Here is a 13,588-nt window from a genome sequence, read left to right as displayed (position 1 = left end):
TTTTCATCGCCCTTCCTTTGTGCGATACTGGACGCGCGTCTTTCCATGGTGCCTGATCGATGAAGATTTTCCTGATTGCCGACGATCTTACCGGCGCGCTCGATGCCTCGGTCGCCTTCGCCGCGCGGGGCATGTCGGTTTTGTGCGCCTGCACGCCCGACGCGCTGAGCGAGGCCGTCAGACAGGCCCCCGACGTCGTCGCCGTTTCGACCAACAGTCGGGATCTGGACCAGGGCCAGGCGGTTTCCCGCCTGAGCGACGTTCTGGAACAGGCACGCGCGACCCGCCACTGGCCCGATCTGATCGTGTTCAAGAAGGTGGATAGCCGGCTGAAGGGGCATATCGGCGCCGAGATGTCCGTTCTGGCGCGCCACAGGTCCGATGGGTTGATTTGTCCGGCGGTTCCGCGCCTCGGCCGGTTCGTGCGCAACGGCGCGGTCTGCGGCGCCGGGGTAGATGAACCAATTCCGGTCGCCGACAGGATCGGTGGGCACGCGGGCCGGATTCTGGATGCCGAGCGTCAGGAAGACCTGGACGCCGCGCTGGCCACGGCCGCGCTTTCGGCGCTGTATGTCGGCGCCGCAGGCCTGGCCGAGGCGTTGGCGCGGCGCATGACCGGGCGCGCCGATCCCGGGATGCCGCCCCGCGTGCGCCCCCCTGCCCTTCTGGCAATCGGCTCGCGCGATCCGGTGACTTTGGCGCAAATCGAGGGGTTCGATCCCTTTGTTGCTCCCAACGGTCAGGTTCCGCCATCCCCCGCCGACCCCGCCGCGATCCGGATGGTTCAGCTGGGCCCCGGCACCGGCCCCGTCCCGCCCGAGGTCGCGAGCGAGAGATTTGCCGACGGCCTGGCCACATGGGTCAGGCGACAGCAGCCCGCGACGCTGTTCGTGTGCGGTGGTGCGACCACCGCCGCGGTCTTGCGCGTGCTGAACTGCACATTGGTGCGCATCGCGGGTGAAATCCTGCCCGGCCTGCCGGTGTCGCGGATGGTGGACGGATGTCCGGGGCTTACCCTGATCACCAAATCCGGCGGCTTCGGCGCGCCGGACACCCTGCACCACCTGGCGCGCAAGCTGAACGCCGCTACGGATTGAGCCGCCAGCGGTCGGCCCGGCTCAGCGCGGACCGGCGACAAGCCGGCCGGCATAATCCAGCGCGGCCAGCATGTTGACGTGATTGGCCTTGCCGGTTCCGGCAATGTCGAAGGCCGTGCCGTGATCGACCGAACAGCGGTCGATCGGCAGCCCCAGCGACACGTTGACCGCGGTGTCAAACGCGATCAGCTTGATCGGGATATGCCCCTGATCGTGGTATTGCGCGATCACCAGGTCGAACGCGCCGGTGTTGGCGCGGTGATACACCGTGTCGGCCGGGATCGGGCCTTCGACGTTGATCCCCTCGGCCTTGGCCAGTTCCACGCCGGGCGCGATCTGGGTGTCGTCCTCGGTGCCGAAAAGGCCGTCTTCGCCGCAATGCGGGTTGATCCCGGCGACGGCGATGCGCGGGTTCTCGACGCCCATCCGCTGAAAGTGCCGGTGCCCGGTGCGAATCGTCTCAAGCACACGTTCGGGCGTCGCGCGTCCGATGGCATCGCGCAACGATACGTGGGTCGAGACATGCAACACGTTCAACGTCGGCGAAGCCAGCAACATCCAGCTGGATTTCGCACCGGTCAGATGGGCCAGCATGCCGGTATGACCGTCGTAATGGTGCCCGGCGGCATTCAGCGCCGCCTTGTTGATCGGTGCGGTGACGATACAGCCTGCCTCGCCCTGCATCGACATCCCGACGGCCCGTTCGATGAAACGGAACGCGGCCTCGCCACAGGCGGGCGACAGCGTGCCGAAGGTGCCGGGCAGGCCATCGACAGGCACATGGATCACCGAAAGCGCCCCATCCGGCGCCGCTGTGCCGAAATCGGCCAGCGCTAGATCCAGATCGCAGGCCGCCAGAGCCCGCTCAAGCGTCGGACGATCTCCGATCACCGCATAGCGCGCACGATCCGCGGCCGACAGGCTGGCCAGCGCCTTGACGGTCACCTCGGGCCCGACCCCCGAGGGATCGCCCATCGTGATGACGATTGGTTTGTCGGACATATCGCTTCCTGCCTTCGCTGATGTGACACCCGGGGTGATCTCACGGGTGATAACAGCCAATGACGGCGGCGTGAATACGGCGCGCCCGGGCTTCGCGCATGTTTCGCCCGGGTCGCGACCGTATCCGTTGGCATACCGTTCACACAATCGCGCGGCGGCCGCGCGATCATATGCACCCTTGCGTCATTCCCGCGCGTGGGACCCGATCACAGTTCCGGTTGCAACCATCCGGCGTTGCCCACGGCGGTGAAATAGTCCTTGATCGCCGCTGCGTTCTTGAAGCGGGACAGTATGTCATTGCTGCCTTGCTTGACCAAGGACGATGCCATTTGGTTGGATTGCGCCACGCCGAGGAAGGTGCACACCTCCGAGTTGAAATTTGAGCTGAACATATCCCGGTAAGAGATATGCATCGCCGGGTTGCGCAGACCCTTGAGCCAGTGCGTGAACAGATAGTCGGACGTTGCCATCTCACGGGCAACCTGTGCCACCCGGCGCGGGCCTGCTTCAATGGGCTCGCGGTCCACCTCGGATGCCTTTCTCGTGGCCCATTGTTTCGTCTGCACGGCCTTCATGTGCGAAGCGACCTGGGCCAGCTTGTTGTCCCGGCGCAAGCTGAGGATGCGGATGTCGGGGTTGTCCCGAATGTAGTCTAGGATCTCGGGGTGGTGGCCGATCATCCATTTCGCCCCTACAGCGGTCGCACCGCTGAACGTGTCCCACTTGTAGAACTCGTCGAGATAGTCCGCCGGAGCAATGTCCCGATCCAGAAGTGTCTTTGCCTCGCGGTTCACCCAGCCTATGCCGATTACGCCATGCGGAGCAACGCACATCGGCGTGGGAGTTCAGGAGCGTCATGAGATAAGTGGTGCCACTGCGCGGCAGCCCGGCAATTAGAAAACGTCGTGTCATGGTTACAAGTCCCAACAAGGTTACCGGTCGCCATCTGGCAGACCAGTGTTCGCAGCTGTCGCATGGATCATCGGACGCGATATTGTTCCGCAACGCGCGGCTCACCAAAGCGAAACCCATGGGGCTGACTGCGCGCGGCGCGCGCCGCGACCTGGCGCGCGCGCCAAGCCCCACACCATGGGACGGCCATGCGTGGAACACCAGCACGCTTATCGACGCTCGATACGATTTGCATGCGGCGCAAGGACACATGTCCGGTTCTCGTCCCGAACATGAAGGCGGAAGCAAAAATCCACACCTTTTCCGCCGGTTCGCCGGAATGGCGACAGCGGCTCGTCTCATGGGCAGGGGCACCCGGCAATGGCGGTGCCGAAGCCATCCTGAAAGCCGAAGCATGCGCACGTCACGACTGGAACAGGCCCACACGGCCCCTGCCACGACCCCTACGGCGCGACAAACCCAACACCGTTGCGCAGGCGGGGATCCGGAAGACCGCAAGTCAGCAAAGCGAGAGAATGGTGGGTGATGAGGGATTTGAACCCCCGACATCTTCGATGTGAACGAAGCGCTCTACCACTGAGCTAATCACCCGACGGGGTGGTGTTAAACGTCCTTTTCGGCCGACGCAAGAGGGTCATCGGGTTTTGGCATGGCCGAAGGCTGGCGGATGCGCGCGATGGTTACGGTGCCGTTGGATTTCACCTTGGTGCGGTTGACCGCGAGCTTGCCGAACGGCGGGAGGTTCATCTCTCGCCCGTCGGCAAGGGCTTGGCCCAGGGCGGCAAGCGTGGCTTCGACCGCGGCCTTGGCGTCTTTCTTCTTCAACCCCGAGGTCGCGGCGACCTGTTCGATCAGATCGGGCTTTTTCAGCGGCGCATCGGCCACCACCGGCGAAACCTCGGCCACCAGGGTCATGGGCGAGTCGGCTGTCGTGGCATCCGGATCGAATTCGTCTTGCATGGTTGCTGCCTCTTTCTTTGGTTTCGGGCAGCGTAAACCATAAAGTCCACCGTGTCAGGATCGTCCGGAGGAAGCGTCATCGCACCCTGTCACGAACGATCCATGGCCGGTTGAAACGTCAACTCACCCGGCCATGCGGCAGGCGCAAACGAAAAGGGCGGACGCATCGGTATCGCGCGTCCGCCCTGGTCTTGTGATCGCGATCAGTGGGCGACCGCACCTGCGCCGGACTCGCTCCGACGCTCAAGTGCGGCCTTCGCGGCCGCCGCTTCTTCGGCGGCCTCGTCCCATTCGATCGGCTCCGGCTTGCGCACCAGCGCGTGCTCCAGAACCTCGGACACGTGGGTGACCGGAATGATCGTCAGACCTTGCTTCACGTTGTCCGGGATCTCGGTCAGATCCTTGGCGTTTTCCTGCGGGATCAGGACCGTGGTGATTCCCCCCCTGAGGGCGGCCAGCAGTTTTTCCTTCAATCCGCCGATGGGCATCGCGTTGCCGCGCAGCGACACCTCGCCGGTCATGGCGATATCCTTCCTGACCGGAATCTTGGTCAGAACCGACACGATGCTGGTCACCATGGCCAGTCCCGCGCTCGGCCCGTCCTTGGGCGTCGCACCGTCAGGCACGTGAACGTGAATGTCAGTCGTGTCGAACTTGGTCGGCTTCACCCCGATGGTCGGGCTGATGGACCGCACATAGGACGACGCGGCGTCGATGCTTTCCTTCATCACATCGCCCAGCTTGCCGGTGGTCTTCATCCGACCCTTGCCGGGCAGGCGCAGCGCCTCGATCGACAGCAATTCACCGCCCACCGACGTCCAGGCCAGGCCGGTCACGACACCCACCTGATCCTCGGTTTCGGCCAGGCCATAGCGGTGCTTCTTGACCCCCAGGAAATCTTCCAGGTTCTCGGGCGTCACCACCACCTTGGTTTCGGACTTGCGCACGATCCGCGTCACCGCCTTACGTGCCAGCTTGGCGATTTCACGTTCGAGGTTCCGCACGCCCGCCTCGCGGGTGTAGGTGCGGATCACTTCCATCAACGCCTCGTCGGTGATCTCGAACTCGCCCTTCTTCAGGCCGTGGTTCTTGATCTGCTTGGCGATCAGGTGCCGTTTGGCGATCTCGGATTTCTCGTCCTCGGTGTAACCCGACAGCGGGATGATCTCCATCCGGTCCAGAAGCGGGCCCGGCATGTTGTAGGAGTTCGCCGTCGTCAGGAACATGACGTTGGACAGGTCATATTCGACCTCGAGATAGTGATCGACAAAGGTGCCGTTCTGTTCGGGATCAAGCACCTCAAGCATGGCCGACGCCGGATCGCCCCGGAAATCCTGACCCATCTTGTCGATTTCATCGAGCAGGATCAGCGGGTTGGTCGTCTTTGCCTTCTTCAGCGCCTGGATGATCTTGCCCGGCATCGACCCGATGTAGGTGCGTCGGTGGCCGCGAATTTCGGATTCGTCGCGCACCCCGCCCAGCGAGATGCGGATGAACTCGCGTCCCGTTGCCTTGGCCACGGATTTGCCAAGCGACGTCTTGCCGACACCCGGGGGGCCGACAAGGCACATGATCGGGCCTTTCAGCTTCTTGCTGCGCTGCTGCACCGCCAGGTATTCGACGATCCGTTCCTTGACCTTGTCGAGGCTGTAGTGGTCGTCATCCAGCACCTTCTGGGCATGGGTCAGATCCTTCTTGACGCGCGACTTCACGCCCCACGGGATCGACAGCATCCACTCGAGATAGTTGCGCACGACCGTTGCCTCGGCCGACATGGGCGACATGTTCTTCAGCTTCTTGATCTCGGCGTCGGCCTTTTCGCGGGCTTCCTTCGACAGTTTCGTCTCGGAAATCCGCTTTTCCAGTTCGGCAACTTCATTGCCGCCCTCTTCGCCGTCACCCAGTTCCTTCTGGATCGCCTTCATCTGTTCGTTCAGGTAATACTCGCGCTGGGTGCGCTCCATCTGCGATTTCACGCGGGTCTTGATCTTGCGCTCGACCTGAAGGACAGACATCTCGCCCTGCATCAGGCCAAAGATCTTCTCCAGCCGCTCGGACACTGCCAGCGTTTCCAGAAGATCCTGCTTCTGATTCACCTCGACGCCCAGATGGCCCGCGACCAGATCGGCCAGCTTGCCCGATTCGCGCGTCTCCGAAACGGAAGCCAGCGCTTCTTCGGGGATGTTCTTCTTGACCTTGGCGTAACGTTCGAATTCCTCGCCGACCGACCGCACCAGTGCCGCGGCGGCATCGGTGTCACCTTCGGTTTCTTCCAGAAGTTCGGCGTGGGCTTCGAAGAAGCGGTCGTTCTCGACATAGTCGGTGATCTTGACCCGCGACCGGCCTTCCACCAGAACCTTCACGGTTCCGTCGGGAAGTTTCAGCAATTGCAGGACGTTGGCAAGAACGCCGATCTGATAGATCCCGTCGGTCGTCGGGTCGTCGACGCCGGGGTCGATCTGTGACGACAGCAGGATCTGCTTGTCGTCGGCCATGACTTCCTCGAGGGCGCGCACGGATTTGTCGCGCCCGACGAACAAGGGCACGATCATGTGCGGAAACACCACGATGTCACGCAGGGGCAACACGGGGAAAGATTGGCTGAGTTGCTCGGTCATGTTTTTATCCTTGGTTGGCAAGAAGGCACCTGTCCCGCATCGCGGCAACATCGACCCTCTCCAGTCTCGCTGAATTATCTGGTATCTGAACCGGATAGTTCAACCTTGGCCCGTCAATCTAGGCCGACATATTGCATTTTGCAGGCCGCGCGGGCAAGGCGGATCGCCCTGCGGCACACCGGATTGGCCGGATCTCTGCTGATCCTGACCCGGATGCCCTTGCGTGATCGCGAACGGCGGTTTCAGATCGGATCGATGTCGCCGGCACGGCGCGCGGTGTGGAAATCGGCCTCCCAACTGGCAAAGGTTCCCGCGGCGATGGCGTCGCGCATGCCCTGCATGATGTCCTGGAAATACGTCAGGTTGTGCCAGGTCAGAAGCATGCCCGAAATCATCTCGCCCGCGCGGAACACGTGGTGCAGATAGGCGCGTGAATAGCCGCGGCAAGCGGGACAGCGGCATTCCTCGTCCAGGGGCCGCGGATCTTCCTGATGGCGCGCGTTCTTGATGTTCACGACGCCGTGACGGGTGAACGCCTGCCCCGTGCGCCCCGAACGTGACGGCAGAACGCAATCCATCATGTCGATGCCACGCTTGACCGCACCGACGATATCGTCGGGCTTGCCCACCCCCATCAGATAGCGTGGCTTGTCCACCGGAAGCACGCCGGTCGCGTGGTCGAGACAGCCGAACATCGCCTCCTGCCCCTCGCCCACCGCCAGACCGCCGACGGCATAGCCGTCAAACCCGATGTCGATCAGCGCGCGCGCACTTTCGGCGCGCAGATCGGGTTCCAGTCCGCCCTGCTGGATCCCGAACAATGCGTGACCGGGGCGGTCGCCAAAGGCGTCGCGCGACCGCTGCGCCCAGCGCATGGAAAGGGCCATCGACTCGGCGATCCGTTCGCGCGACGCGGGCAAGGCCGGACATTCATCGAAACACATCACGATGTCAGAGCCCAGCAGCCGCTGGATCTCCATGCTGCGTTCTGGGGTCAGCTCATGCTTCGATCCATCGATGTGCGAACGGAAGGTCACGCCCTTTTCCGTCAGCTTGCGCAGATCCGACAGGCTCATCACCTGAAAGCCGCCGGAATCGGTCAGGATCGGCCGGTCCCAGTTCATGAACCGGTGCAGCCCGCCCAGCCGCGCGATCCGTTCTGCTGTGGGCCGCAGCATCAGGTGATAGGTGTTGCCCAACAGGATATCGGCGCCGGTCTGGCGCACGCTTTCGGGCAACATGGCCTTGACCGTGGCGGCAGTGCCGACAGGCATGAAGGCGGGCGTGCGGATCTGGCCGCGCGGCGTGTCGATGACGCCGGTGCGCGAGGCGCCATCGGTGGCGTGCAGGGCGAAGGAAAATCGGTGTGTCATGATCTGTCTTCTACGCCGGGGCGGCGCAAACGCAAGGTCGGCGTATCGGCGGGTGGCAATGGCCCCGCGATCCGCGCTATGACCGGAGAGGCACCACAAACCGGAACCCACCGATGACCGACACGTCCGAAACGCCGTTCCGCCTTGGATGGGAAGAATGGTGCGCCCTGCCCGACCTGGGCCTGCCTGCGCTGAAGGCCAAGGTGGACACCGGGGCGCGCACCTCGGCGCTGCACGCCTTCGACGTCGAACCCTTCGGCCCGGCCGCGAAACCGAAGGTCCGGTTCACCGTGCGCCCGATTCCGGGCCGGCACGACCTGACCATCGCCTGTTCCGCACCGATCGCCGACCGGCGCGAGGTCACCTCCAGCAACGGCGAGACCGAGTTTCGCTATGTCATCGAAAGCCGCATCGCCATGGGCGGACGTGAATGGCCGGTGCAGCTGACGCTGACGGATCGTGGTGCGATGGCGTATCGGATGCTGCTGGGGCGACAGGCGATCGGCGCCGACATGGTGGTCGCGCCGGCCGAACGATTGTGCCAGCCGGAACTGGATTACAGCCCCTATCACACGGCCAAGGTGCGCGCGGCGGCCCCCGACCGCGCGCTGCGCCTTGCGATCCTGTCGCGCGAGGCGGCCAGCTTTACCGCGCGCCGACTGGTGGAAGAGGCGGAAAAACGCGGCCACGGGATCGAGGTGATCGACACCACCCGCTGTTACATGGCGATCAACGCCATCGCCCCCGAAGTGCATTACGACGGCAAGCGGCTGCCCCGGTATGATGCCGTGATCCCGCGCATCGGCCCGGCGATCACGCCCTATGGCACTGCCGTGATCCGGCAGTTCGAAACCATCGGCACCCACTGCGTCAACGGCTCGCAGGGGATCATGGCCTCGCGCGACCGGATCTTCGCCCAGCAGGTGCTGGCGCGCTATCATATCGGAATGCCCGCCACCGCCTTTGCCGCATCGCCCAAGGACAACGCGAACCTGATCGGCCTTGTCGGCCGGGCGCCACTGCTGATCAAGCTGCTGGATCCGGGCCAGGGCACATCGGTGCTGGCCGAAAGTCGCGCGGCCGCCACATCGGTGATCGACGCCTTCCGGGGCCTGCGGGCCAATTTCCTTGTTCAGGATTACCTCAAGGACGACGCGGCGGGTGCCATCCGCTGTCTCGTGCTGGCGGGCAAGGTCGTGGCGTCGATCCGCCGCCCCGATCCCGATACGCCCGCGACATCGATCAAACTGCGCCGCAGCGAACGCGACACCGCCGTGCGGGCGGTGCGCGCGTTCAAGCTGGGCTTCGCCACCGTGGATTTCCTGCGCACGTCAGACGGGCCGAAAGTGCTGGGCATCAACGCCACGCCGGGGCTGGAGCCGCTGGAGACGGCCAGCGGGCTGAACCTTGCCGCCGGCTTGATCGACGCGATCGAGAAACGCGTGCGCCCGGCGCCGGTGCGCAAGCGTCGGGGCGAATGATGCGCCGGTTCATCCTGATGCTGGCGGCACTTGCCGCCATCGCATGGGCCCCTGCGCGCGGTCTTGCCCAGGATCCGTGGTTCGAGATCGACAGCCTGAACCCGGGCCTGCCCCCCCCCGCCGAAACGGTGAACCGGCGGACGGCCTATTCCGCGATGGAAACCTTCATCGACAGCGTCGAGGCCGGACGCAGCATGGACGCCGCCCATGTCCTGAACCTTGCCGACGTTCCCGAAGAACGGCAGGCAACCGTCGGGCCCGAACTGGCCAACAGACTGGGTCGGCTGATGGACCGGAACGTGCTGATCCCGTGGCGCCGCCTTCTGGACCGGCCCGACAACCTGGACGCGCGGGCCAGTGGCGACAGCGCCACGGCCGGCAGCGCGCGGCAGTCGATCCTGATCTCGTATGTCGACGGCCCCCGGCGCGAAGTCGAAATCCGCCTGAACCGGGTCAAGCCGCCCAACGGCGATCCGGTCTGGGTGTTCTCGCGCGAAACGGTCAACCGGATCGACACGCTTTATGCCATCCACGGCCCGACCCGGCTGGAACGCATGCTGCCCGAGCATCTGCGCCGCGAGGCGATCTGGGGCCTGGCGTGGTGGGAGCTGATCGCGCTGCCGCTGTTGCTGGCACTGGCCGCGCTTGCGGGGTGGTCCAGCTATCGGATGTTCGAATGGCGCTCGCGCAAGGCCGACGGCGGCTGGCAGACGGCGGCGCTGCACGCCCTGCGCTGGCCGTCGGTAATCGCGGTGGTGACATCGGTGGTCTGGATCGCGACCGGTTCGCTGGTCGTCTTCTCGGGCCCGATTTCGGCGGTCATGAACCCGTTGATCGTGATCGGCTATGTCCTGGCCTTCATGTTGTTCGCGCTGCAGATGATCGACACCGCCATGCGACGGTTCGTCACGTTCGACATGGGCGAGCTGTCGGAACACGGCCGCGACGACAGCCGGACCCTGGCCACGGCGATGAGCGCGGCGCGCCGCGTTCTGGTGATCCTTGCCACCGTCGTCTCCGTCGGCATCGTCCTGTCAGCGGCCCAGCTTTCATCGCGTCTGGGCCTGTCGTTGCTGGCGTCGGCGGGTGCGCTGACGCTGATTCTGGGCTTTGCCGCGCGCCGGGTGCTGGGCAATATCCTGGCCTCGATGCAGATCATGCTGAACCGTTCGGCCCGGATCGGTGATCAGATCAACTTCGAAGGCCAATGGTGCACGGTGGAACGCATCCATTTCACCTTCGTGCAGCTCAAGGTGTGGAACGGTGACCGCCTTGTGGTGCCGGTCGAACGTTTCGTGTCCGACAGTTTCCTGAGCTATACGCTGGCCCAGACCAGCCAGGTGCGAACGATCCGCATCACCCTGGCCCATTCCGCCGATCTGGATGCCGTGCGCGAGGCGTTCAACGCCATCGTCCGCGATCATGACGGCGTCAGCGATCCGGACAACGCGCAGATGAAGATGGTCGATCAGGACGCCTTCGGCCCGGTCGCGCGCTTTCAGATTCCGGTGGAAAACCCCGATGTGGGCTGGGCCGCGGAATGCGAGGTGCGCGAGGCGTTGCTGAGCAAGCTGCAACAGATGGACCGCGACGCCGATCACCCGATCCTGCCCCGCGCCACCTTCGATGACGTGACGGGCTGAAACCACCACTGGACGCGCCAACGTCGAATCCTTATATATTCACTCAACTAATCGACGAGGATTCCATGACCGCAGAGAACGCCGCACCTATGGAAGGCGCACCATTGATCCGCCCGTCATCGACCGATCACCCGCTTTACGACCAGCTGGTCGAAGCCTGCCGATCCGTTTATGATCCCGAGATCCCCGTTAACATCTACGATCTGGGTCTGATTTACACCATCGAGATCAGCGCCGAGAACGATGTTCTGGTCCTGATGACCCTGACGGCGCCGGGCTGTCCCGTCGCCGGTGAGATGCCCGGTTGGGTGGCCGACGCGATCAGCCCGGTGCCCGGCGTCAAGTCCGTTGATGTCGAAATGGTCTGGGATCCGCCCTGGGGCATGGACATGATGTCGGATGAGGCCCGGCTTGAACTGGGCTTCATGTAGGGCGCATATCGGCGATCAGGCGTTCGATCGCCACCTTCGCCCGCTTTCGTGACCGGCGCATGTCTTGAGCCATGATGGCAAAGCCCCTAGATTGGGTAAAAGACCGAAAGGACGTGCAATGTTCGGAATACCCGGCAAGCAAGCCGTAAGCCTGACCCCCGCCGCGCAACGCCAGATCTCGCGCCTGATGGCCCGCGACAACCATCAGGGCCTGCGGATCGGCGTCAAGAAGGGCGGCTGCGCGGGCATGGAATACACCATGGATTACGTCACCGAGGTCGATCCCCACGACGAATTGGTCGAGGTCGATGGCGCCCGCGTGATGATCGCCCCGATGGCGCAGATGTTCCTGTTCGGCACCGAGATCGACTATGAAACATCGCTGCTGGAATCGGGCTTCAAGTTCCGCAATCCCAACGTCACGGACGCCTGCGGTTGTGGTGAATCGATCAAGTTCAAGGACGTGAGCGAGCTGGAAACCACCCCGCCCGACGCCTAGGCGCCACGCTCAGCCCTCGCGCCGTGCGGCGCGGGCGCTGAACGGGATCGACACGAGGTAAGCCAGCGTCACCACCGACAGCGTTACCCAGGTATACGTCAGCAGCGCGGCGATGAAGCCGATCACGGCAATCATCAGGTAACGCGCCCGTTCCCGCGCGATGGTCGTCTTCTTGATCGAATAGGTCGGGATCCGGCTGACCATCAGCAGGCCGACCGCGACGATCCAGGCGCTGATCGCCAGTTCGGGCAAGGGATCGTCGGGCGCGACCTCGAACGTGAAGAACAGATACATCGGCAACATGACCAGAACGGCACCTGCAGGCGCCGGGACGCCGACGAAGAAATCGCTGGGCCCGTCGTCGGCGCCGCTGCGGCTTCCGACGTTGAAGCGTGCCAGGCGGATAACGCAGCAGACGGCAAAGATCAGCAGCGCGATCCAGCCTTCGTTGCGCAATTCGGCCAGCCCCCAGAGATAAACCAGAAGCACCGGCGCCACGCCGAAATTGACGAAATCGGCCAGCGAATCCAGCTCGGCCCCGATTTCGCTTTCGCTTTTGAGCATCCGCGCGACGCGCCCGTCCAGCCCGTCCAGCACACCGGCGAGCAGGATCAGACGCACCGCACGCTCGAAATTGCCCTCGATCCCGAAGCGGATCGCCGACAGACCGGCGGCGATGGCCGCCAGCGTCAGCAGGTTCGGCAGAAGCTGAACGATAAGCATCTCGGATTTGGGCGATTTCTCGGGCGGCATCAGGTCGTTCATTGGACGTGTCCCCGGCGCGCGTCCTCGTCGCTGGTCAGATCCGCGATCACGGTTTCGCCCGCCACCATCGTCTGGCCGACCGCCACCAGCGGCGCGACGCCATCGGGCAGATAGACATCGACCCGGCTGCCGAAACGGATCAACCCGAACCGCTCGCCGGTGCCGAGGGTGGCGTTGGCCCCGGTGAAACAGACAATGCGCCGCGCCACCAGCCCGGCAATCTGCACCACCGCGATGCGTCGCCCGTCGGCGATTTCAAGACACATGGAATTGCGTTCGTTGTCCGACGATGCCTTGTCCAGCGAGGCGTTGAAGAACTTGCCGGGGCGATAGGCCACGGTTTCAACGCGCCCGGCGATGGGCGCGCGGTTCACGTGGCAGTTGAAGACGTTCATGAACACGCTGACCCGCGTCAGGGCCGCATCGCCCATGTCCAGCTCGGCCGGGGGCACGGCCGGTTCGATCAGCGAAATCAAGCCGTCCGCCGGGCTGACCAACAGGCCCTCGCGGCGCGGCGTCACGCGCTGTGGATCACGAAAGAAGTAATAGCACCAGACCGTTGCGCCGACGCCGATCCATCCCAGCGGCTCCCACAGAAAGAACAGGACCAGCGCGATGGCGGCGAATATGGCGACGAACCGCCGCCCCTCGGGGTGCATCGGTTTGACGAAGGTGGACATCATGTTCATGGCGCAGGTTTCCTTCCGCTTGCGGCGCGCGACAGGTCCGGCGCCGAAGTGGCGCGATATCTGCCAGAAACCGCGCGCTTTCACAATGGCGCAAAGCCCCGCGGGCATTTGCCCGCGC

At 64.1% G+C, this 13,588-nt stretch carries 12 protein-coding genes and 1 tRNA gene; 5 read left to right on the top strand and 8 right to left on the bottom strand.

The window, feature by feature from the left end:
* Window positions 1–59: 59 nt before the first annotated feature.
* Complete coding sequence (locus tag CFP68_RS08425; protein ID WP_099826465.1) at window positions 60–1,097, top strand: four-carbon acid sugar kinase family protein; 1,038 nt, start codon at window positions 60–62, stop codon at window positions 1,095–1,097.
* 21 nt (window positions 1,098–1,118) lie between these two features.
* Here CFP68_RS08425 and pdxA read toward each other — a convergent pair whose 3' ends face one another.
* The 6 genes from pdxA to tgt form a co-directional block, all read right to left on the bottom strand.
* Window positions 1,119–2,099 carry a 4-hydroxythreonine-4-phosphate dehydrogenase PdxA gene (pdxA, locus tag CFP68_RS08420; RefSeq protein ID WP_099826464.1) on the bottom strand — a complete coding sequence of 327 codons (981 nt, stop codon included), beginning with the start codon at window positions 2,097–2,099 and terminating at the stop codon, window positions 1,119–1,121.
* 206 nt (window positions 2,100–2,305) lie between these two features.
* Complete coding sequence (locus tag CFP68_RS08415) at window positions 2,306–2,893, bottom strand: Stf0 family sulfotransferase (protein ID WP_158234145.1); 588 nt, start codon at window positions 2,891–2,893, stop codon at window positions 2,306–2,308.
* Window positions 2,894–3,527: 634 nt separating this feature from the next.
* Window positions 3,528–3,602, bottom strand: a tRNA-Val gene (locus CFP68_RS08410).
* 12 nt (window positions 3,603–3,614) lie between these two features.
* Entirely contained in the window at window positions 3,615–3,971 is a 357-nt protein-coding gene (locus tag CFP68_RS08405) for an HU family DNA-binding protein (RefSeq protein ID WP_241524003.1), read from the bottom strand.
* 203 nt (window positions 3,972–4,174) lie between these two features.
* Window positions 4,175–6,589, bottom strand: a complete 2,415-nt coding sequence (lon, locus tag CFP68_RS08400; protein ID WP_099826462.1) for an endopeptidase La — start codon at window positions 6,587–6,589, stop codon at window positions 4,175–4,177.
* A gap of 242 nt (window positions 6,590–6,831) precedes the next feature.
* Entirely contained in the window at window positions 6,832–7,962 is a 1,131-nt protein-coding gene (tgt, locus tag CFP68_RS08395) for a tRNA guanosine(34) transglycosylase Tgt (protein WP_099826461.1), read from the bottom strand.
* A gap of 113 nt (window positions 7,963–8,075) precedes the next feature.
* Between tgt and CFP68_RS08390 the strand changes: the two genes are divergently transcribed.
* The 4 genes from CFP68_RS08390 (at window position 8,076) to CFP68_RS08375 (ending at window position 12,016) form a co-directional block, all read left to right on the top strand.
* On the top strand, window positions 8,076–9,443 hold the full coding sequence (locus tag CFP68_RS08390; RefSeq protein WP_099826460.1) for a RimK family alpha-L-glutamate ligase: 1,368 nt from the start codon (window positions 8,076–8,078) through the stop codon (window positions 9,441–9,443).
* Complete coding sequence (locus CFP68_RS08385) at window positions 9,440–11,086, top strand: mechanosensitive ion channel family protein (RefSeq protein WP_099826459.1); 1,647 nt, start codon at window positions 9,440–9,442, stop codon at window positions 11,084–11,086. The genes CFP68_RS08390 and CFP68_RS08385 overlap by 4 nt, the downstream gene beginning before the upstream one ends.
* 65 nt (window positions 11,087–11,151) lie before the next feature.
* Complete coding sequence (locus CFP68_RS08380; protein ID WP_099826458.1) at window positions 11,152–11,517, top strand: SUF system Fe-S cluster assembly protein; 366 nt, start codon at window positions 11,152–11,154, stop codon at window positions 11,515–11,517.
* 118 nt (window positions 11,518–11,635) lie between these two features.
* Window positions 11,636–12,016, top strand: coding sequence for a HesB/IscA family protein (locus tag CFP68_RS08375; protein WP_099826457.1), 381 nt, complete (start codon window positions 11,636–11,638; stop codon window positions 12,014–12,016).
* Between the two features lie 9 nt (window positions 12,017–12,025).
* Here the strand turns inward: CFP68_RS08375 and pssA are convergent, their stop codons facing one another.
* Complete coding sequence (gene pssA, locus CFP68_RS08370; protein ID WP_241524002.1) at window positions 12,026–12,781, bottom strand: CDP-diacylglycerol--serine O-phosphatidyltransferase; 756 nt, start codon at window positions 12,779–12,781, stop codon at window positions 12,026–12,028.
* The gene (locus CFP68_RS08365; protein WP_099826456.1) at window positions 12,778–13,578 is read right to left on the bottom strand and encodes a phosphatidylserine decarboxylase; all 801 of its coding nucleotides are present in this window, start codon (window positions 13,576–13,578) and stop codon (window positions 12,778–12,780) included. The genes pssA and CFP68_RS08365 overlap by 4 nt, the downstream gene beginning before the upstream one ends.
* Window positions 13,579–13,588: the final 10 nt, after the last annotated feature.

This window comes from Oceaniglobus indicus (assembly GCF_002751875.1).
Classification (GTDB): Bacteria; Pseudomonadota; Alphaproteobacteria; order Rhodobacterales; family Rhodobacteraceae; genus Oceaniglobus; species Oceaniglobus indicus.
Note: the sequence above shows the minus strand (reverse complement) of the source record. Positions and strands in the feature narration are given on the sequence as shown.